This is a genomic window from Streptomyces sp. NPDC057287 (genome assembly GCF_042667905.1).
GTDB lineage: Bacteria > Actinomycetota > Actinomycetes > Streptomycetales > Streptomycetaceae > Streptomyces.
The window spans coordinates 321,627-341,261 of the sequence record NZ_JBHUYV010000007.1 but is presented as its reverse complement, the minus strand read 5'-3'; the positions used below and the strand labels follow the sequence as shown (position 1 = coordinate 341,261).

Annotated in this window: 14 protein-coding genes; 7 read left to right on the top strand and 7 right to left on the bottom strand. The window is 70.5% G+C overall.

Annotation, left to right across the window (positions count from 1 at the left end):
- Window positions 1–83: 83 nt before the first annotated feature.
- On the top strand, window positions 84–263 hold the full coding sequence (locus ACFUNE_RS16705) for a hypothetical protein (protein WP_383567629.1): 180 nt from the start codon (window positions 84–86) through the stop codon (window positions 261–263).
- A gap of 76 nt (window positions 264–339) precedes the next feature.
- On the opposite strand, the gene dnaE is transcribed toward ACFUNE_RS16705, so the two are convergent.
- On the bottom strand, window positions 340–3,876 hold the full coding sequence (gene dnaE / locus ACFUNE_RS16700; RefSeq protein ID WP_383567626.1) for a DNA polymerase III subunit alpha: 3,537 nt from the start codon (window positions 3,874–3,876) through the stop codon (window positions 340–342).
- A 225-nt stretch (window positions 3,877–4,101) separates the two neighbouring features.
- Here dnaE and ACFUNE_RS16695 point away from each other — a divergent pair, with 225 nt between their 5' ends.
- From ACFUNE_RS16695 to ACFUNE_RS16680, 4 genes are all read left to right on the top strand, one after another.
- Window positions 4,102–5,427 (top strand): DUF2252 domain-containing protein, encoded by a 1,326-nt coding sequence (locus ACFUNE_RS16695; RefSeq protein WP_383567623.1) that lies wholly within the window; start codon window positions 4,102–4,104, stop codon window positions 5,425–5,427.
- A gap of 59 nt (window positions 5,428–5,486) precedes the next feature.
- The gene (locus ACFUNE_RS16690) at window positions 5,487–6,212 is read left to right on the top strand and encodes a hypothetical protein (protein ID WP_383567620.1); all 726 of its coding nucleotides are present in this window, start codon (window positions 5,487–5,489) and stop codon (window positions 6,210–6,212) included.
- A gap of 49 nt (window positions 6,213–6,261) precedes the next feature.
- Window positions 6,262–7,077 (top strand): DsbA family protein, encoded by an 816-nt coding sequence (locus ACFUNE_RS16685; protein ID WP_383567617.1) that lies wholly within the window; start codon window positions 6,262–6,264, stop codon window positions 7,075–7,077.
- 166 nt (window positions 7,078–7,243) lie between these two features.
- A complete protein-coding gene (locus ACFUNE_RS16680) occupies window positions 7,244–8,908 on the top strand; it encodes an alkaline phosphatase D family protein (RefSeq protein WP_383567614.1) in 1,665 nt (554 codons plus the stop codon).
- Between the two features lie 54 nt (window positions 8,909–8,962).
- Here ACFUNE_RS16680 and ACFUNE_RS16675 read toward each other — a convergent pair whose 3' ends face one another.
- The gene (locus ACFUNE_RS16675; RefSeq protein ID WP_383567612.1) at window positions 8,963–9,541 is read right to left on the bottom strand and encodes a dienelactone hydrolase family protein; all 579 of its coding nucleotides are present in this window, start codon (window positions 9,539–9,541) and stop codon (window positions 8,963–8,965) included.
- A gap of 37 nt (window positions 9,542–9,578) precedes the next feature.
- Between ACFUNE_RS16675 and ACFUNE_RS16670 the strand changes: the two genes are divergently transcribed.
- Entirely contained in the window at window positions 9,579–10,730 is a 1,152-nt protein-coding gene (locus ACFUNE_RS16670) for a mechanosensitive ion channel family protein (RefSeq protein ID WP_383567609.1), read from the top strand.
- Window positions 10,731–10,760: 30 nt separating this feature from the next.
- On the opposite strand, the gene ACFUNE_RS16665 is transcribed toward ACFUNE_RS16670, so the two are convergent.
- The 5 genes from ACFUNE_RS16665 to ACFUNE_RS16645 all read right to left on the bottom strand — a co-directional run bounded on the left by ACFUNE_RS16665 (window position 10,761) and on the right by ACFUNE_RS16645 (window position 15,448).
- Window positions 10,761–12,347, bottom strand: a complete 1,587-nt coding sequence (locus ACFUNE_RS16665) for a Na+/H+ antiporter (RefSeq protein WP_383567606.1) — start codon at window positions 12,345–12,347, stop codon at window positions 10,761–10,763.
- A gap of 105 nt (window positions 12,348–12,452) precedes the next feature.
- Window positions 12,453–12,929, bottom strand: coding sequence for a GNAT family N-acetyltransferase (locus ACFUNE_RS16660; protein WP_383567603.1), 477 nt, complete (start codon window positions 12,927–12,929; stop codon window positions 12,453–12,455).
- Complete coding sequence (locus ACFUNE_RS16655) at window positions 12,926–13,867, bottom strand: RluA family pseudouridine synthase (protein WP_383567600.1); 942 nt, start codon at window positions 13,865–13,867, stop codon at window positions 12,926–12,928. The genes ACFUNE_RS16660 and ACFUNE_RS16655 overlap by 4 nt, the downstream gene beginning before the upstream one ends.
- Before the next feature lie 23 nt (window positions 13,868–13,890).
- The gene (gene lspA / locus ACFUNE_RS16650) at window positions 13,891–14,499 is read right to left on the bottom strand and encodes a signal peptidase II (RefSeq protein ID WP_383567597.1); all 609 of its coding nucleotides are present in this window, start codon (window positions 14,497–14,499) and stop codon (window positions 13,891–13,893) included.
- Window positions 14,500–14,650: 151 nt separating this feature from the next.
- Window positions 14,651–15,448, bottom strand: coding sequence for a TraR/DksA family transcriptional regulator (locus ACFUNE_RS16645; protein ID WP_383567594.1), 798 nt, complete (start codon window positions 15,446–15,448; stop codon window positions 14,651–14,653).
- Window positions 15,449–16,014: 566 nt separating this feature from the next.
- Between ACFUNE_RS16645 and ileS the strand changes: the two genes are divergently transcribed.
- Window positions 16,015–19,164, top strand: a complete 3,150-nt coding sequence (ileS, locus tag ACFUNE_RS16640) for an isoleucine--tRNA ligase (protein WP_383567591.1) — start codon at window positions 16,015–16,017, stop codon at window positions 19,162–19,164.
- The last annotated feature ends 471 nt before the right edge of the window (window positions 19,165–19,635 follow it).

Below are 19,635 nucleotides of genomic sequence, written 5' to 3'. Positions count from 1 at the left end.
ATGATCCAACATGCGGCCTTTGCGGTGCTATGTGAATCTGACAGCGGTTCTGGACCCCCAGATCTCCTACAGGAGGCATCACGATGGCGAAGAACAAGAACCGCAAGCAGGGCAGCCAGCACGACCGCTCCTCGGCCGCCGAGCGCGGCGCGGAGGAGGCGAAGTCGACGGCGTACGAGTCGCAGACCCAGCCGCAGTCGCAGGCTCAGGGCAGCCCGTCCGACGTCGCGCGCAAGCACCAGAAGCGTTTCGGCCACAACTGACGGATCAGGGCCGACAGGCCGAGAGGGGCGCCCCGCCAGTGGCGGGGCGCCCCTCTCGCGGGTTCGGGGGCGGTCGTCAGCCGGCCAGGCAGGACGGGCCGAGCAGCACCTTCAGGTCGCCGAAGAGGGCGGGGTCCGGCTTGACCCGGTGCCGGTCGAGCCGGAGCACGGTGGTCTTGCGGGGGCCCTGGAGCCTGATGCGCACCTCGGTGTCGCCCCGGTGGTTGCTGAGGACCTCACCGAGCCGGCTGACCATGGGCGGGGTGACCCTGACCGTGGGGATGGTCAGGACGACGGGCGCGTTGGTCCCGGCGTTGGAGATGTCGGGGACCTGCATCTCCATGGCGACCAGGCGGGGCACGTCCTCGCGCTTGTCGAGGCGTCCCTTCACGAAGACGACGGTGTCCTCGACGAGCTGGGTGGAGACCAGCTGGTAGGTCGCGGGGAAGAACATGCACTCGATGGCGCCGGCGAGGTCCTCCACGGTGGCGATGGCCCAGGCGTTGCCCTGCTTGGTCATCTTGCGCTGGAGGCCGGAGATGATGCCGCCCACGGTGACGATCGCGCCGTCGGAGTGCTCCCCGCTCGTGAGCTGGGAGATCGCTGCGTCCGACTTGTCGGACAGGACGTGCTCCAGGCCGAAGAGCGGGTGGTCGGAGACGTACAGGCCGAGCATCTCGCGTTCCTGCGCGAGCAGGTAGGACTTCTCCCACTCGATGTCGGAGAACTCCACGTCGAGGCCGAAGCCCGGCTCGTCGCTCGCGTCGTCGCCGCCGCCGAAGAGGTCGAACTGTCCCTCGGCCTCCTTGCGCTTGACCTGCACCACGTTGTCGATCATCGGCTCGTGGTGGGCGACGAGTCCCTTGCGGGTGTGTCCCATCTCGTCGAAGGCGCCGGCCTTGATGAGCGACTCGACGGTGCGCTTGTTGCAGACGACGGCCTCGACCTTGTCGAGGAAGTCGGGGAACGTGGAGTACTTCCCCTTGGCCTTGCGGCACCTGATGATCGAGTCGACCACGTTCGTCCCGACGTTCCGGATCGCGGTCAGCCCGAAGAGGATCACGTCGTCACCCTGGGCGGCGAAGTTCGGCTCGGACTCGTTGACGTTCGGCGGGAGCACCTTGATGCCCATGCGCCGGCACTCGTTGAGGTAGACCGCGGACTTGTCCTTGTCGTCCTTGACGGACGTCAGGAGGGCCGCCATGTACTCGGCGGGGTAGTTCGCCTTGAGGTAGGCGGTCCAGTAGGTGACCAGGCCGTACGCGGAGGAGTGCGCCTTGTTGAAGGCGTATCCGGCGAAGGGCACCAGGACGTCCCACAGGGCCTTGATCGCCGCGTCGGAGAAGCCGTTCTTCTTGGCTCCGGCCTCGAAGAGGACGAAGTTCTTCGCCAGCTCGTCGGCCTTCTTCTTGCCCATCACGCGGCGCAGGATGTCGGCCTCGCCGAGCGAGTAGCCGGCGACGATCTGGGCGGCCTTCTGCACCTGCTCCTGGTACACGATCAGGCCGTAGGTGAGGCCGAGCACCTCCTTGAGGGGCTCCTCCAGCTCCGGGTGGATCGGGGTGATCTCCTGCCGGGCGTTCTTGCGCTCGGCGTAGTTCGTGTGCGAGTTCATGCCCATCGGGCCCGGCCGGTAGAGGGCCGAGACGGCGGAGATGTCCTCGAAGTTGTCGGGCTGCATCTGGCGCAGCAGCGACCGCATGGGGCCGCCGTCGAACTGGAACACCCCGAGCGTGTCACCGCGGCAGAGCAGCTCGTACGTCTTGGGATCGTCCAGCGGCAGGGCGAGCATCTCCAGCTCGACGCCCTTGTTGGCCTTCACCATCTTGATGGCGTCGTCCATGATCGTCAGGTTGCGCAGGCCCAGGAAGTCCATCTTGAGCAGGCCGAGCGACTCGCACTGGGGGTAGTCCCACTGCGTGATCGTCACGCCGTCGGTGTGCCGCACCCAGATCGGGGCGTGGTCGACGATCGGCTCGCTGGACATGATCACGCCGGCGGCGTGCACGCCCATCTGCCGGACGAGGCCCTCCACGCCCTTGGCGGTGTCGATGACCTTCTGGACGTCGGGCTCGTTCTCGTACATCCCCCGGATCTCGCCCGCCTCGCTGTAGCGCGGGTGCTTCGGGTCGGTGATGCCGTTGAGGTCGATGCCCTTGCCGAGGACGTCGGCGGGCATGGCCTTGGTGAGCCGGTCGCCCATCGCGTAGGGGTAGCCCAGGACGCGCGCGGAGTCCTTGATCGCGTTCTTGGCCTTGATCTTGCCGTAGGTGCCGATCATGGCGACCTTGTCGGCGCCGTACTTCTCGGTCACGTACCGGATCACCTCGACGCGCCGGCGCTCGTCGAAGTCGATGTCGACGTCGGGCATGGAGACGCGCTCGGGGTTGAGGAAGCGCTCGAAGATCAGCCCGTGGGTGATCGGGTCGAGGTCGGTGATGCCCATGGCGTACGCGACGATCGAGCCGGCCGCGGAACCGCGGCCGGGGCCCACGGCGATGCCGTTGTTCTTGGCCCACATGATGAAGTCGGCGACGACGAGGAAGTACCCCGGGAACCCCATCTGGATGATGATGTCCATCTCGTACTCGGCCTGCTTCTGCCGGTCCTCGGGGACGCCTCCGGGGTAGCGGCGGTCCATGCCGACCCGGACCTCCTCCTGGAACCAGGTGATCTCCGTGAAGCCGTCCGGGATGTCGAACTTCGGCATCAGGTCGCGCTTCTCGAACATGCCGGTCGTGTCGATCTGCTGCGCGACCAGGAGGGTGTTGGCACAGCCCTCCTGCCAGGCGTCGGAGGAGTCGACGCCGTACATCTCGTCCGTCGTCTTGAGGTAGTAGCCCGTGCCGTCGAAGCGGAAGCGGTCGGGGTCGGAGAGGTTCTTCCCGGTCTGGATGCAGAGCAGGGCGTCGTGCGCGGTCGCCTCGTTGGCGTAGGTGTAGTGCGAGTCGTTCGTGACGAGCGGCGGGATGTTCAGCTTCCGGCCGATCTCCAGGAGCCCGTCCCGGACCCGGCGCTCGATCTCGATGCCGTGGTCCATCAGCTCCAGGAAGTACTTGCCCTCGCCGAAGATGTCCTTGTAGTCGGACGCCGCCTGGACCGCCTCGTCGAACTGTCCGAGCCGCAGCCGGGTCTGCACCTCCCCGGAGGGGCACCCGGTGGAGGCGATCAGCCCCTCGGACCACCGGGAGATGGTCTCCTTGTCCATACGGGGCCACTTCTGCAGCCAGCCCTCCGCGTACGCGTCCGAGGAGAGCTTGAAGAGGTTGTGCAGACCGGTGCTGTTGGACGCCCAGATCGTCTTGTGGGTGTAACCGCCGGAACCCGAGACGTCGTCGCGCTTCTGGTGCGGCTGGCCCCACTGGATCTTGCGCTTGTGCTTGCGCGACTCGGGGGCGACGTACGCCTCGATCCCGATGATCGGCGTCACCCCGGCCTTCTGCGCCGAGTGGAAGAAGTCGTACGCCCCGTGGAGGTTGCCGTGGTCGGTCATCGCGATGTGCGACATGCCCATGTCGTTGCACGCGTCGAACATGTCCTTGAGCCGCGCGGCACCGTCCAGCAGGGAGTACTGGGTGTGGACGTGCAGGTGCGTGAAGGGCGGCTTGCTCACGGCGCTGTGCCTCCGGAATTCGGGAACTGGTGGGGCGCGGAGCGCCTCGGCGGGGAGTGGTGACCGGGCGACGGCCGGGGAGATGACGGCTTGGGGGGACAGCGTGGAAGTCTACGTCTCCGAAGTGACGAGCGGCGGGCACTCCGGGGTACGGTCGCGCGTTGGAAGAGCGGGGACGCCCGTCCCATTTGTCATGAACGCCATGTACCCAGGAGGCACCCAGCGATGTCGGACACGCAGACCGGCGCAGAACAGCGCGGGGAGCAGATTCTCGCCGTTTTCGACACCGCGTTCGGGCAGCTCCTGGCCGCCGACCCCGCAGCCTTCCGGGTGAAGTTCCGCAAGATGGCGGGCTCCGCCTTCGCCTTCTACCGGGGCTCGGCCGGTCTGTTCTACGCCGACCTGGACCGCGAGCAGCACACCGGCGCCTACCTGGACGAGCGCACGAGCAGGGTCTGGATCCACGGCGACCTGCACGCCGAGAATTTCGGCACGTACATGGACGCCAACGGGCGGCTCGTGTTCAACGTCAACGACTTCGACGAGGCGTACGTCGGCCCCTTCACCTGGGACCTCAAGCGCTTCGCCGCCTCCGTCGCCCTGATCGGCTACGCCAAGGCGTTGGGCGACGACCAGATCACCGAGCTCGTCCGCGTCTACGCCGCCGCCTACCGGGAGCGGATCCACGCCCTGGCGACGGGCGCCAAGAACGACGAGGTGCCGCCCTTCACCCTGGACACCGCCGACGGCCCGCTGCTCGGCGCGCTCCGCGTCGCCCGCTCGCTGACCCGGTTCGGGCTGCTCGACTCGATGACGGAGATCCGGGACTTCGAACGCAGGTTCGCCGCCGACGGTGGTGCGATCGACCTGGACGCGGCGACGCGCTACAAGGTGCTCGCGGCGTTCGACGGCTACCTGGAGACGCTGCCGGAGTCGAGCCTGACGCGGCCCGACTCGTACCGGGTGAAGGACGTCGTCGGCCGCCGGGGCATCGGCATCGGATCGGCGGGGCTGCCCTCGTACAACATCCTCCTGGAGGGCAACAGCGACGCCCTGGAGAACGACGTGGTGATCTACCTCAAGCAGGCGCAGACCCCGGCGGTGTCCCGGCACATCACCGACGCCGCCGTGCGGGACTACTTCCAGCACGAGGGGCACCGCACGGTGATCTCCCAGCGGGCGCTGCAGGCGCACGCCGACCCGTGGCTGGGCTGGACCGAGCTGGACGGGTCCGGGCAGCTGGTGGCCGAGGTCTCCCCGTACGCGGTCGACCTGGACTGGTCCGACATCGACGAGCCGGAGGAGATCGCGGCGGTGGTCGCCGACCTCGGCCGGGCCACGGCGACGATGCACTCGGCCGCGGACGACGAGAGCGGGCACTCGCTGGTGCCGTTCTCGACGGAGCGCGCGATCGACGCGGCCATCGCGGCCGACGAGGAGGGCTTCGCGGAGCTGCTGACCGACTTCGCGCACAGCTACGGCGCGCGCGCCCGGGCCGACCACCAGATCTTCGTGGACCTCTTCCGCAACGGCCGTATCCCGGGCCTGTAGCCCGGGCCCCGCAGGTCCTTAGGGGCCACTTACAGGAACGCATGGCACACTCTCCGGCGATGGACGTATCAGGGACGCAGATGAGAGCGGTACGCGCGGCGCTGTTCACCGCGCTCGTCGTCACGCTCTCGTCCGCGTCCCATGTGCTGCTCTCCCGGGTCCCGCTGCCCCTGGCCGCTGTCGCGCTGCTGGCCGGCGCGGTCTTCGCCGTGGCGTTCGCGCTGGCGGGCCGGGAGCGCGGCTTCGGGGCGATCGCCGGGCTGCTCGTTCCGCTGGAGCTGGCCGCCGACACGGTGTTCACCACCGGCCAGCACCTCTGTTACGGAGCGGCGGGCGGTCCCATCGCGGGTCCGCTGCGCTCCGTGGGCGTCGACGTCCTCTGCGGCGGAGAGGCCGGGCGCGGTCCCGACGGGCTCTCCGGCGTGGCGGCGGTCGGCACACCCCTGGCCGGGGTGGCCGGTGGCGGGGACCACGCCACCGCCCTGCTGGCCTCACCGGGGCCCGCCGTCCCGTGGCTGCTGCTCGCCGCACACGTGACGGTGGGTCTGCTCGCCGCGGCCTGGCTGCGGCGCGGTGAGTCCGCGCTCGCGGGGCTGCTGCGCGCGGCGGCCGCCTTCGCATTCCGGCCCCTGCTCACCGCGGTCGCCGTGGTGGGTACGGCGCGGCCCCACGCACCGGCCCGTGCCCGGCGCGCGGGGCGCCCGCACCCGCTCGCCCCGGCCCGCTTCCTCGTGCACTCCGTGGGACGGAGGGGCCCCCCGCGCTCGGCGTTCACCCCTGCCTGAGCAAGCGGTACGACCCCCCTGAGCCATCTCACGTCTACGGAGCACCCCCATGAGCAGTCGCAACACCCAGGCCAACAAGTCCGCCGCCCGTGAGCGGCTGCGCGTGGAGCGCGAGCGCCAGGCCAAGAAGGACAAGGCGCGCAAGCAGATCGTCGTCGGCGTCTCGGTCGTCGCCGTGCTGGCGATCGCCGGCGGTGTCAGCTACGGCGTGATGCAGCTGAGCAAGCCCTCCGCCTGGGAGGCCGCGGCGGACGCGAAGAACGTCACCGCCCCCAAGAACACCTCGGGTGACAACGGCACGACCGTCGTGATCGGTGAGTCGAGCGCCAAGAAGACCCTGGAGCTCTACGAGGACTCGCGCTGCCCGATCTGCGCCACGTTCGAGCAGACGGTCGGCGAGACCGTTGCCAAGGACGTCGACGCCGGCAAGTACAAGATCAAGTACGTCGGCGCCACCTTCATCGACAACTCCGACAGCGGCGAGGGCTCGAAGAACGCCCTGAGCGCCCTGGGTGCGGCGCTCGACGTGAGCCCGGACGCCTTCCTGGAGTACAAGACCGCCCTGTACTCGGCGAAGTACCACCCCGAGGAGACGAACGACAAGTTCGCCAAGGACAGCTACCTGATCGAGGTGGCGGACACGGTGGACGCGCTCAAGGGCAACAAGGCGTTCCAGAAGGCCGTCGAGGACGGTACGTACGACGCCTGGGCGATCAAGATGTCCAAGACGTTCGACAAGAGCGGGGTGCAGGGCACGCCGACCCTCAAGATGGACGGCAAGACGCTCACCGCCGAGGGCAGCGAGAACGCCCCCATGACCGTGGCCGACTTCAACGCGGCGGTCACCAAGGCGCTGAAGGGCTGAGACCCGCCTCCGGCCCTCCTGCCGTAGGGGGCGGGCGGACGGACGGGAAAAGCCACGGCCCGGCGGGGCCTGTCGGCGTAACACCAGGCGTCATCCGGCCAACAGGCGGGCGAACTTCCTTTGTTCGCCCGCCTGTTCGTCGTACCCGCCAGTAGGGTGATCGCCCGTGACCAGACGACACCTCTCCGCCACGCCCACCCGCCGCACGGTCGTCAAGGCCGCCGCAGCCACCGCGGTCGCCGGCTCCGTGCTGACGTCCACCAGTGCCCGGGCCGCCGACGGCCCGGTCTTCCTGCACGGCGTCGCCTCGGGCGACCCGCTGCCCGACGGCATGCTCCTGTGGACCCGCGTCACCCCCTCCGCCGAGGCCATGCCCGGCTCAGGCCTGGGCGCCGACACACCGGTGACCTGGGAGATCGCCGAGGACAAGGCCTTCGCCCGGATCGCGGCCCGGGGCACGTCCGTCGCACGGGCCGGCTCCGACCACACGGTCAAGGCCGACGTCCGGGGGCTTCGCCCCGCCACGGACTACTGGTTCCGCTTCTCCGCGGCCGGCGGCGGGGCGGAGGGCGGGCAGGCCGTCCTCTCCCCCGTGGGCCGCACCCGCACGGCGCCCGCCACCGGGGCCACCGTCGCCGGGATCCGGTTCGGCGTGGTGTCCTGCGCCAACTGGGAGGCGGGCTGGTTCTCCCCGTACCGCCACCTCGCGGCCCGCGCCGACCTGGACGCCGTCCTGCACCTGGGCGACTACATCTACGAGTACGCGTCGGGCAGCTATCCGACCCAGGACACCGTCGTCCGCCCCCACGCCCCGCTCCACGAGATCCTGTCGCTCGCCGACTACCGCCTGCGGCACGCCACGTACAAGACGGACACCGATCTCCAGGCGCTGCACGCCGCCCACCCGGTGATCGCCATCTGGGACGACCACGAGTTCGCCAACGACGCGTGGTCCGGGGGAGCCGAGAACCACACCCCCGGCACCGAGGGCCCCTGGGCCGCCCGGATGGCCGCCGCGAAGCAGGCGTACTTCGAGTGGATGCCGGTCCGCGCCTCCACCGAGGGCACCGTCTACCGGCGTCTGAGCTTCGGCGACCTGGCCGAGCTGCACCTCCTCGACCTGCGCAGCTTCCGCTCCGAGCAGGCGTCGATCGGCAACGGCGCGGTCGACGACCCGGAGCGCTCGATCACGGGACGGGCGCAGCTGGACTGGCTGAAGGCCGGGCTGACGGCTTCGGATGCCCGCTGGAAGCTGGTCGGCACCTCGGTGATGATCTCGCCGGTCGCCTTCGGGGCGCTGCCGGCCCATCTGCTGGCGCCGCTGGCGGAGCTGCTGGGGCTCCCCGCGGAAGGGCTCGCGGTCAACGTCGACCAGTGGGACGGCTACACCGACGACCGCAAGGAGCTGATCTCGCACCTGCGGGACCGCGCCGTCACCGACACGGTCTTCCTGACCGGCGACATCCACATGGCGTGGGCCAACGACGTACCCGTCAGGGCGGCGACGTATCCGCTGTCCGCGTCGGCGGCCACCGAGTTCGTCGTGACCTCGGTCACCTCGGACAACCTCGACGACATCCTGCGGGTCGCTCCCGGGACGGTCTCGGTGGTCGCGGCGACCGCGGTCAGGGCAGCCAACCGCCACGTGAAGTGGGTCGACATGGACGCGCACGGCTACGGCGTCCTCGATGTGACGGCCGAGCGCTCGCAGATGGACTACTACGTGGTCTCCGACAAGACGGACCGGGACGCGACGTCGTCCTGGGTCCGCTCGTACCGCACGCGCAGCGGCACGCAGAAGGTGGAGAGGGCCGACGCCCCGGTGCGCTGACCCGCACGGAACGCGGAGGGGCCGCGCACAGGGGTGCGCGGCCCCTCCCCCGCGCTACAGCGTGGCGAGGAAGCCCAGCGAGACCTTCCAGGTCAGCTGGGCCGCGTCCCCGTCGTGGTCGGGCAGGTCGGGGTCGGTGAAGAGGTGACCGGCTCCCGGGTAGCGGTAGACCTCGACGTCCGCGCCGGTCCTCTGCATCTGGAGGTACCAGCTGTTCAGCCAGTCGTGCGACTCGAACGGGTCGGGGTCGGCCACGTGGAGCTGGACGGGCAGTTCGTCCACCGTGGCGTTCTCCGCGATGTCCGACGTGCCGTGGAGCAGCAGCAGCCCGCGCGCCTTCGCGTCGCCGAGCGCGAGGGTCTGCGCGACCGACGCCCCGAAGGAGAATCCCGCGTACACGAGGCCCTGGTCGGAGTAGGGCGCGGCGGCCAGGACGGCGCGCTTGAGCAGCTCGTCCTTGCCCACCTCTTCCTTGAAGGCCATTCCCTCCTCGACGGTGTCGAAGGTGTGCCCCTCGAAGAGATCGGGCACGCGCACCTCGTGCCCGGCCGCACGCAGCCGGTCGGCAGCCGCGTGCACAGCGGGCCGCAGACCAAAGGTCGAGTGGAAAAGCATGATGTTCATGAGGCCCATGTTGCCAGCTGTGCCCCGACGCTTGGAGGACGAGGGAATGGAGAACATACTGCCGCTGGTACTGGTGGTGGGTGGATCACTGGTGATCACGCTGGCGGTGGGGTGGCTGGTCGACCTGCTGCTGCGCCGCGCCGACAGCCGCCACCACGAGACTCCGCTGTGGGGTCTGCTGCGGCGCTGCCGCCCGCCTCTGCAGGTGGTGCTCTGCACCGCGCTGCTGCGGGGCTCCTTCACCCAGATACGTTTCGAGCCCGTCCGTGACCACCGCGCCGTCATCGGCCAGGCCCTGACCCTGACCCTGATCGCGGCTTCGGCCTGGCTGGTCATCCGCGTCGCGGCCACGGTCGTGGAGTCCTCGTACGCCCGCTACGCGTCGGCCTCGCGCGACGCCGCCCGTGTGCGCAGGGTACGCACCCAGGTGGCGCTGATACAGCGCGTGGTCACCGCGGTGGTGGCGACCGTGGCGATCGCCGCGATGCTGCTGACCTTCCCGGCGATGCGTACGGTCGGCACCTCGATGCTGGCCTCGGCCGGTGTGATCGGCATCGTCGCCGGTGTCGCCGCCCAGTCGACGCTCGGCAACCTCTTCGCCGGGTTCCAGATCGCCTTCGGGGACATGGTGCGGATCGGCGACACCGTCGTGGTGGACGGGGAATGGGGCACGGTCGAGGAGATCACCCTCACCTTCCTCGCCGTACGCACCTGGGACGAGCGGCGGATCACGATGCCTGTGTCCTACTTCACCAGCAAGCCGTTCGAGAACTGGTCGCGCGGCGGGGCGCAGATGACCGGCACGGTCTACTTCCAGCTCGACCACTCGGCGCCGATCGCGGCGATGCGTGACCGGCTCAGGGACGTCCTCGGCGACTGCGCGGCGTGGGACGGCCGCGACTGGTCGCTGGCGGTCACGGACACCACCCCGACGACGATCGAGGTGCGCGCCGTGGTCACGGCGAAGGACGCCGACGACATCTGGACGGCGCGCTGCGCGGTGCGGGAGCAGATGATCGGCTGGCTGCGGGACAACCACCCGTACGCGCTCCCGCGGGTCCTGACGGCTCCCGCCTCGCTGACCCCCGGCGACCACTGGCCGGAGCTGACGGGCGCCGCCGACAGGCGGAGCCGGCCGGGCAACGGCGCGGCGGCGGACCTGGACCTGGACAAGACCCCCCGCACGGGCCGCGGCTGACGCCGCCTCGCGGGCGCGCCGTGCGCGTCGTCAGTGCAGGCTGCGTACGTCCAGATACCGCAGCACCCGGTCCACGACCTCCGGGTCCGAGCCGGGCTCGCTGCGGGCGGAGAGCACCTCGTGGCGGGCGGCCGAGAGCAGCTCACGCTGCACCCGGCCGAACGCCCTGAGCCGCTCGGCGCGCTGGGCGTAGGCCTCACGGCGCTCCTCGTCGACCATGTCCGGGCTGATCCGCGCCCCGATGTCGTACGCCGCGCGCTGCAGCCGCTCCTGGACGTCCTCGGGAAAGTCCTCGACCTCCTGGATCTCCTTGAGCCGGCGCTTCGCCGCCCGGGCGGCACGGATCGCGAGATCCCGCTCCAGAGTCTGCTCCACCTCGGTGTCGGCCCGTACGCCGAGCTTCCGCACGAGCCACGGCAGGGTCAGCCCTTGGAAGACGAGGGTGGCCATGACGACGGCGAAGGCGATGAAGACGATCTCGTCCCGTCCGGGGAACGGCTTCCCGTCGTCCGTCTCCAGCGGGATGGCCAGGGCCAGTGCCACCGAGGCCACCCCGCGCATTCCGGCCCACCACATGACGACGGTCTCCCGACGGCTCGTGGGGATCTCCTCGCTGTAGTCGCGGCGGGTGTGCAGCCGGTTGGTGAGCCAGGTCGCGGGGAGCAGCCAGAGGAGCCGCACGCCGACGACGACCGCGACGACCGCCAGCCCCCAGCCCAGGAGCTGCAGCTCACGGCCGTCGGCGGTGCCGAAGACGCTGTGGAGTTCGAGCCCGATGAGGCCGAAGGCGACGCCGGTCACGAGGGTGTCGACGATCTCCCAGAAGGACCGGCCGGTGAGCCGCCCGAGGACGTCGTCGGCGTCCGCCGTGTGCTCGGCGAGGAAGAGCGCGGTGGTGAGGACCGCGAGCACACCGGAGCCCATCAGTTCCTCGGCGAGCACGTAGCTGATGAAGGGCACCAGCAAGGACAGACCGACCTGAAGGGTGGCGTCGCCCAGCAGGTCCATCAGCTTGATGGTCAGCCAGCCGAGCACCAGGCCCACCACCACGGCCACCACCGCGGAGAGGACGAGGAGCCCGAACGCCTCCGGGAGCGAGAAGGTGCCGCTGACGGCCGCGGCGATCGCCACGTGGTAGAGCACGATGGCCGTGACGTCGTTGAACAGTCCCTCCCCCTCCAGGATCGAGACGAGCCTGCGCGGCAGACCGAGCGACCCCGCGACCGCCGTGGCGGCGACGGGGTCGGGCGGGGCGACGAGCGCGCCCAGGGCCACGGCGGCGGCGATGGGCAGGCCGGGGACGATCGCGTCGGCCACGGCCGCGACCGCCGCTGTCGTGACGAAGACGAGGGCGACGGCCAGCAGGAAGATCGGCCGCTTGTTGGCCGCGAACTGCCGCCAGGAGGTGCGCTGCACCGAGGCGTAGAGCAGCGGGGGCAGCAGGGCTGGGAGAATGATCTCCGGCGGGATGTCCACGTCGGGGACGAAGCTGGCGAAAGCCATGCCGATCCCGGCGAGCGTCATCAGCACCGGCGCGGGCAGCCGGAGCCGCTCCCCCAGTGGGACCGTGACCAGCGCTCCGAGAAGAAGCAGGAGCAGCAGTGCCATCTGGTCCACGTGGTGCCTTTCACAGCGCTCCGGGCACCGTGGCCCGTTGATCAGCCGGTCAGGGCTCCCAGCGTGCCATGCGGGGCCGGCGGACCTGCGGCAACCCCCGTGGGATCAGAGAGCGCGGCGCATGGCCCGGTGCGGCATCCCGGCGTCCGGGAACTCGGGGCCGTACGCCCGGTAGCCGAGCCTCTCGTAGAAGCCGAGGGCGTGGGTCTGGGCGTGCAGGTCCACGGCGGCCAGGCCCAGCGTGCGGGCCTCCTCCTCTATGGCCCGCACCAGTGCGGCGCCGACACCGAGGCCGCGGGCCTCACGGGTCACCGCGAGCCGTCCGAGCGAGCCGACCGCGGGGTCGCCACCGGTCCGGTCCGCCGCCGCCTCGCCGTGCAGCAGCCGCCCCGTGCCGAGCGTGGAGCCGTCCGCGGCCACGGCGACGACGTGCACGGCCGTGGCGTCGTGGGCGTCGTACTCGATCTCCTCGGGGACCTGCTGCTCGCCGACGAAGACGTCCTTGCGGACCTGGAAGCAGGCCGCGAGGTCGCTCTCACCGAGGGCCCTGCGGGTGCTGTACGGGGTGGTGCCGGAGGTCATTCGCTCTCCGCGGCGATCGTGTCGAGGGCGTGGCGCAGGTCGTCGGGGTAGCCGCTCTCGAATTCGACCCAGCGGCCGTCGGACGGGTGCTCGAAGCCGAGCCGGACCGCGTGCAGCCACTGTCGGGTCAGGCCGAGGCGCTTGGCCAGCGTGGGGTCGGCGCCGTAGGTCAGGTCACCGACGCAGGGATGGCGGTGCGCGGACATGTGCACCCGGATCTGGTGGGTGCGCCCGGTCTCCAGCTTGATGTCGAGCAGGCTGGCCGCGCGGTAGGCCTCGATGAGGTCGTAGTGCGTCACGGAGGGCTTGCCCTCGGCGGTGACGGCCCACTTGTAGTCGTGCTGCGGGTGGCGGCCGATGGGGGCGTCGATGGTGCCGCTCATCGGGTCGGGGTGGCCCTGCACCAGCGCGTGGTACTTCTTCTCGACGACCCGGTCGCGGAACTGCGCCTTCAGCAGGGTGTAGGCCCGCTCGGACTTGGCCACGACCATCAGCCCCGAGGTGCCGACGTCCAGCCGGTGCACGATGCCCTGGCGCTCGGCGGCGCCCGACGTGGAGATGCGGTAGCCCGCCGCGGCGAGACCGCCGATGACAGTGGTACCGGTCCAGCCGGGGCTCGGGTGCGCGGCGACGCCGACCGGCTTCATGATGACGACTATGTCGTCGTCGTCGTGGACGATCTCCATGCCCTCGACGGGCTCGGCGACGATCTGGACGGGAGCGGGTGCCTGGGGCATCTCCACTTCCAGCCAGGCACCGCCGTGCACCCGCTCGGACTTCCCGGCGACCGCGCCGTCCACCTGGACCTTCCCGGCAGCGGCCAGCTCGGCGGCCTTGGTGCGGGAGAAACCGAACATCCGGGAGATGGCGGCGTCGACACGCTCGCCCTCCAGGCCGTCGGGTACGGGCAGGGTGCGGACCTCGGGATACGTACTCACCAGTCGAGTATGCCTTGCGCCCGCTAGTCCTTGTGCACGGTGCCGTCGGGGTCCAGGCCCTTGAAGGAAAGGATCACGATGAGGATTCCGCCGCACACGATCGCCGAATCGGCGAGGTTGAAGACGGCGAAGTGGGCGGGAGCGATGAAGTCCACGACCGCGCCCTCGAAGACGCCGGGCGCGCGGAAGATGCGGTCGGTGAGGTTGCCGAGCGCTCCGCCGAGCAGCAGCCCCAGGGCGATGGCCCAGGGCAGGCTGTAGAGCTTGCGGGCGAGCCGGACGATGACGATGATCACGACGGTCGCGATGGCCGTGAAGATCACGGTGAACGCCTCGCCGATCCCGAAGGCGGCGCCCGCGTTGCGGATCGCGTCGAACTTCAGCCAGTCGCCGAAGATCTCGATGGGCTCCTCGTGCTCCAGCTTCGCGACCACGAGCATCTTGCTGCCCAGGTCCAGGAGGTAGGCCAGGACGGTCACGACGAGGAGGACCAGGATCTTCTTCCCGCCCCGTCCGCCCGGCCGGTCGCCGCCGACCGGGTCCGAGCCCTCGGCGTGCCGGGGCTCCGCCCCGTCCGTCCCCTCGGCATCAGGGATATCCGGCGTACCGATGATGCGCTCCGCCTCTGCCACGTGAGTCCCTCAACCTAGGTGCCTGACTGAGGACGAGGGTACGACACACCCGGGCGGACAGGGGCTTCAGGCCCCTGCCCGTCTCGGGCTCGCGCCGCCGGGACCTCCCGTCCGGACGGGGTCCGGATCCGGCATGATCCAGCCGGGAGCCCTACCCGCGCCGCTCCTGCTTCTGCTTGTCCTCCACACAGAGCGTGGCCCGCGGGAACGCCTGCATCCGCGCCTTGCCGATCGGCTTGCCGCAGACCTCGCAGAGTCCGTAGGTCCCCGCGTCGAGGCGGGCGAGGGCGCGCTCGGTCTGGTCCAGGGTCTCCTGGGCGTGGGCGGCCAGGGACAGCTCGTGCTCGCGGGTGATGTTCTTCGTGCCGGTGTCCGCGTCGTCGTCGCCGGCCCCGTCACCGGAGTCGCGCATCAGACCGGCCAGAGCGGCGCCCGACGCCTCCAGCTCGGTGCGCAGTCTGAGGACCTCCCCGGTCAGCTCGGTCCTGGCCTCGTCGACCTCCTGCGGGGTCCAGGGGTCCTCCCCCGGCCTCACCGCGAGGTCACCGGGCGCTGTCGCTGTCGCGGTGCCCTCTCCTGCTGCCGTGGTCCGGGCCGCGCTCTTCTTGGCTGCCACCGTGTGGGCTCCTGTCTGCTCGGCGGCCTGGGCCGCCCCCGTGGCCTTCTTCGACGCCTTCTTGGCTGCGCTCTTCTTCGCCGTGCTCTTCTTCGCCGGCCCGTGGTGCGCCGGTTCCCCGCCGGTCTCCTCCGGCTCCGCCTGACCTGCTGCCGCCTTCTTTCCGCCGGCGGTACTCCGCGCGGTCTTCTTCGCCGCCTTCTTCGCGGTCTTCTTCGCCGCTTCCTTCTCCGGACCGGCCTCCTCGCCCGCGCTCCCGGTCCCTTCCTCGGCAGCCGCAGCCGTGGATCTCTCGGACGCCGTTCTCGATACGGCGGTCTTCTTCGCCACCATGGCCGCGGCCCCTTCACATATTGTGATCTTGCACGCGAATCGTGCTGGGACGATAAATCGACCCCGGCTCCGCGGCAACGGGGCACGCCGCCGGTTCGCCCCTCACCGCGGCGGGGCAGTGGCGCGCCTGCAACCGTTGTGCCCAGCTCCCCGCGCGGTAATCCGCCCGCGCACGCTCTCCGGGACTCCGTGCGTCCCGACTGGCCATTCGGGTCAAGCCCCGCGCCGCGGATAAACCGGTCGGCCGTCGCCCGTACGGGCCCGTACACTGGCCGCAGCGAGAGGCATGGATGGGACGAGTAGCGTCGTACGCAGCCAGGAGCGACCCGGGGACGGTGGGAGCCCGGGGGCGAGCGCGCCGTGAAGATCACCCCGGAGCCGTCGGAAGAAAGCTCTGGGCACGTGGGCCCTGTCCACGGGCACAGAGCCGTTAGACCCGGCATCGCGACCCCAATGAGGGGGCCCGGGGCGTATGCCCGGGGCCAAGGAGGGTGGTACCGCGGGAGCTGATACGGCTCTCGTCCCTCCGACGGAAGTGGAAGACGTCCGCCGGAGGAAGCCCGCACATGACATCGCCGCAGTACCGCCAGGTACCCGCCCAGGTCGACCTGCCCGCCCTCGAGCACGCCGTGCTCGACTTCTGGCGCGACAGCAAGGTCTTCGCCAAGAGCCTCGAACAGTCCGAGGGCCGCCCCGAGTGGGTCTTCTACGAGGGCCCGCCGACGGCCAACGGCATGCCCGGCGCCCACCACATCGAGGCCCGCGTCTTCAAGGACGTCTTCCCGCGCTTCCGCACCATGCAGGGCTACCACGTGGGCCGCAAGGCCGGCTGGGACTGCCACGGGCTGCCGGTCGAGCTCGCGGTGGAGAAGGAGCTGGGCTTCAACGGCAAGAAGGACATCGAGGCGTACGGCATCGCCGAGTTCAACGCCAGGTGCCGCGAGTCCGTGACCCGCCACACCGACGCGTTCACCGAGCTCACGACCCGCATGGGGTACTGGGTCGACCTCGACGACGCCTACCGCACGATGGACCCGGAGTACGTCGACTCCGTGTGGTGGTCGCTGAAGGAGATCTTCAACAAGGACCTGCTGGTCCAGGACCACCGTGTCGCCCCCTGGTGCCCCCGCTGCGGCACCGGTCTCTCGGACCACGAGCTCGCCCAGGGCTACGAGACGGTCGTCGACCCCTCGGTCTTCGTACGCTTCCCGCTGACGAGCGGACCTCTGGCCGGCGAGGCCGCGCTGCTCGTCTGGACGACGACCCCCTGGACCCTCGTCTCCAACACCGCCGTCGCCGCGCACCCCGACGTCGACTACGTGGTCGCGACGGACGGCGCCGAGAAGCTCGTGGTGGCCCGGCCGCTGGTCGAGAAGGCCCTCGGCGAGGGCTGGGAGCTCACCGGTGAGACCTTCACCGGCCGCGAGATGGAGCGCTGGACGTACGAGCGCCCCTTCCAGCTCGTCGAGTTCCCGAGCGAGGCGCACTTCGTCGTCAACGCCGAGTACGTCACGACCGAGGACGGCACGGGTCTGGTCCACCAGTCCCCCGCGTTCGGCGCCGACGACCTCCTGGTCTGCAAGGCGTACGGCCTGCCGGTGGTGAACCCGGTGCGCCCCGACGGCACCTTCGAGGAGGATCTCCCGCTGGTCGGCGGCGTCTTCTTCAAGAAGGCCGACGAGGCCCTCACCGAGGACCTGGACGCACGCGGCAAGCTCTTCCGCCACGTCCCGTACGAGCACAGCTACCCGCACTGCTGGCGCTGCCACACGGCCCTGCTGTACTACGCGCAGCCGTCCTGGTACATCCGCACCACCGCGGTCAAGGACCGGCTCCTCCAGGAGAACGAGAAGACCAACTGGTTCCCGGAGTCGGTCAAGAACGGCCGCTTCGGCGACTGGCTGAACAACAACGTCGACTGGGCGCTGTCCCGCAACCGCTACTGGGGCACCCCGCTGCCCATCTGGCGCTGCGAGGACGGCCACCTGACCTGCGTCGGCTCCCGCGCCGAGCTCTCCGGGCTGACCGGCCGCGACCAGTCGGAGCTGGACCCGCACCGCCCCTTCATCGACGAGATCACCTTCACCTGCTCGCACGAGAGCTGCCAGCTGGCGGCGTACCGCGTCCCGGAGGTCATCGACGCCTGGTACGACTCGGGTTCGATGCCGTTCGCGCAGTGGGGCTACCCGTACAAGAACAAGGAGATCTTCGAGAGCCGCTACCCGGCGCAGTTCATCTCCGAGGCCATCGACCAGACCCGGGGCTGGTTCTACACCCTCATGGCGGTCGGGACCCTGGTCTTCGACAAGTCGTCGTACGAGAACGTGGTCTGCCTGGGCCACATCCTCGCCGAGGACGGCCGGAAGATGTCCAAGCACCTGGGCAACATCCTCCAGCCGATCCCGCTGATGGACCAGCACGGTGCCGACGCGGTGCGCTGGTTCATGGCGGCGGGCGGTTCCCCGTGGGCGGCACGCCGCGTGGGCCACGGGACGATCCAGGAGGTCGTCCGCAAGACGCTCCTCACGTACTGGAACACGGTGGCCTTCCAGGCCCTGTACGCCCGTACGTCGAACTGGGCGCCGTCAGCGGCCGATCCGGCCCCCGCCGACCGCACGGTCCTGGACCGCTGGCTGCTGGGCGAGCTCGGCACCCTGGTGGAGGAGGTCACCACCGCGCTGGAGGGATACGACACCCAGCGGGCCGGCAAACTGCTCTCCGCGTTCGTCGACGACCTGTCCAACTGGTACGTCCGCCGCTCGCGCCGCCGCTTCTGGCAGGGCGACAAGGCGGCGCTGCGCACACTCCACGAGGTCGTGGAGACCGTCACCCGGCTGATGGCGCCGCTGACCCCGTTCATCACGGAGCGGGTCTGGCAGGACCTGATCGTGCCCGTCGTCCCGGACGCCCCGGAGTCGGTGCACCTGTCGTCGTGGCCGAAGGCGGACCCGGCGTCGATCGACCCGGCGCTCTCCTCGCAGATGGCCCTGGTACGCCGCCTCGTGGAGCTCGGCCGGGCCACGCGTGCGGAGTCGGGGGTCAAGACCCGCCAGCCCCTGTCGCGGGCCCTGATCGCGGCCACGGGCTTCGAGACGCTCACGCCGGAGCTGCGCGCCCAGATCACGGAGGAGCTGAACGTCTCCTCCCTGGCCTCGCTCTCCGAGGTCGGCGGCTCGCTGGTCGACACCACGGCCAAGGCGAACTTCCGCGCGCTGGGCAAGCGGTTCGGGAAGGGCGTCCAGGCGGTGGCCAAGGCCGTCGCGGACACCGACGCGGCCGCGCTGTCACTGGCGCTGCGCGAGGGCACGGCCTCGGTCGAGGTCGAAGGCGAGCAGATCACTCTCGCTCCCGACGAGGTCATCATCACGGAGACCCCGCGGGAAGGGTGGTCGGTGGCGTCCGACTCGGGCGCGACGGTCGCCCTGGACCTGGAGATCACCCCGGAGCTGCGGGCCGCCGGACTGGCCCGTGACGCGATCCGGCTGATCCAGGAGGCCCGCAAGAACAGCGGCCTGGACGTGGCGGACCGGATCGCGGTGCGCTGGACATCGGCGTCCACGGAGACGGCCGAGGCTCTGACCACGCACGCGACGCTGATCGCGGACGAGGTCCTGGCCCTGGACTACGCGCAGGGTGAGGCGGACGACACGTACGGCGCCCCGTTCGAGGACGAGGGCCTGGCGCTCACGTTCCGCCTGCGCAAGACGGCGCGGTAACCAGCACGGCCCCAGGGGCCCTTCCGGCAGCACCTGCCTGCCGGAAGGGCCCCTTTCCGTCCGCGCACGACACACCGGCCCCTCCCGAGCCCTTCGGCAACTGGGGAGCGGGGTCCAGCCCGGAGCCCTCCAGCTCGGGCCCCTTTCGCAAGCCCCTCCGGCGATCGAGGAGCGGGGCCCGGGGCGGAGACTCAAGCTCGGGCCCCTCTCAAGCCCCTCCGGCGATTGAGGAGCGGGGCCCGGGGCGGAGCCCCGGTTACGGGAAGGGGCGGGGAGGGGATCAGCCCCGCGCAGCGGCCCCCGCCCACGAACCGGGCACACAGCCACGCCCGCCCCGCGAACAGGGCACGACAGAGGGCCGGGGCCCCCGGGAAAGCCCCCGGCCCCGCCCCCGGCCCTGCCCCGGCGACGCGGCCCGCGGGGGCCACCCGCAAGGCTTGCGGGCAACGCGCAAAGGTAGACCGGGCGAGG

Bases quoted from the DNA above. Each gene is read 5' to 3' on its own strand.
- ACFUNE_RS16705 (WP_383567629.1), top strand. From the start codon at position 84: ATGGCGAAGAACAAGAACCGCAAGCAGGGCAGCCAGCACGACCGCTCC.
- ACFUNE_RS16695 (WP_383567623.1), top strand. From the start codon at position 4,102: ATGTCGGACACGCAGACCGGCGCAGAACAGCGCGGGGAGCAGATTCTC.
- ACFUNE_RS16690 (WP_383567620.1), top strand. From the start codon at position 5,487: ATGGACGTATCAGGGACGCAGATGAGAGCGGTACGCGCGGCGCTGTTC.
- ACFUNE_RS16685 (WP_383567617.1), top strand. From the start codon at position 6,262: ATGAGCAGTCGCAACACCCAGGCCAACAAGTCCGCCGCCCGTGAGCGG.
- ACFUNE_RS16675 (WP_383567612.1), bottom strand. From the start codon at position 9,541: ATGGGCCTCATGAACATCATGCTTTTCCACTCGACCTTTGGTCTGCGG.
- ACFUNE_RS16670 (WP_383567609.1), top strand. From the start codon at position 9,579: ATGGAGAACATACTGCCGCTGGTACTGGTGGTGGGTGGATCACTGGTG.
- ACFUNE_RS16660 (WP_383567603.1), bottom strand. From the start codon at position 12,929: ATGACCTCCGGCACCACCCCGTACAGCACCCGCAGGGCCCTCGGTGAG.
- ACFUNE_RS16645 (WP_383567594.1), bottom strand. From the start codon at position 15,448: ATGGTGGCGAAGAAGACCGCCGTATCGAGAACGGCGTCCGAGAGATCC.
- ileS (WP_383567591.1), top strand. From the start codon at position 16,015: ATGACATCGCCGCAGTACCGCCAGGTACCCGCCCAGGTCGACCTGCCC.